The following is a 229-nucleotide window of genomic DNA, read 5'->3' as shown; positions in this document are numbered from 1 at the left end:
TCGCTGGAGCCGGTGGTGTTCCGGGCGCCGGTGACTCCGGTCGAGCAGATCGTGGCGGACGCGTTCGCCGAGGTGCTGGGGCTCGAACGGGTCGGGCTCGATGACAACTTCTTCGCCCTGGGCGGTAATTCCCTGGTCGCGACCAGGGTCGCTGCCCGGTTGGCGGCAGCGTTGCAGACGCGGGTCGGGATACGAGAGCTGTTCGACACTCCCACCGTCGCGGACCTGG

At 69.0% G+C, this 229-nt stretch carries 1 protein-coding gene; it reads left to right on the top strand.

Going from position 1 to position 229, the window contains the following annotated elements:
- The coding region (locus ON21_RS24680) for a phosphopantetheine-binding protein (protein ID WP_039801376.1) at positions 1-229 on the top strand (229 nt) is incomplete at both ends.

This window comes from Nocardia araoensis NBRC 100135, from assembly GCF_000308435.1.
Classification (GTDB): domain Bacteria; phylum Actinomycetota; class Actinomycetes; order Mycobacteriales; family Mycobacteriaceae; genus Nocardia; species Nocardia araoensis.
The sequence above is the reverse complement of the archived record's forward strand: the minus strand, read 5'-3'. Positions and strand labels throughout refer to the sequence as shown.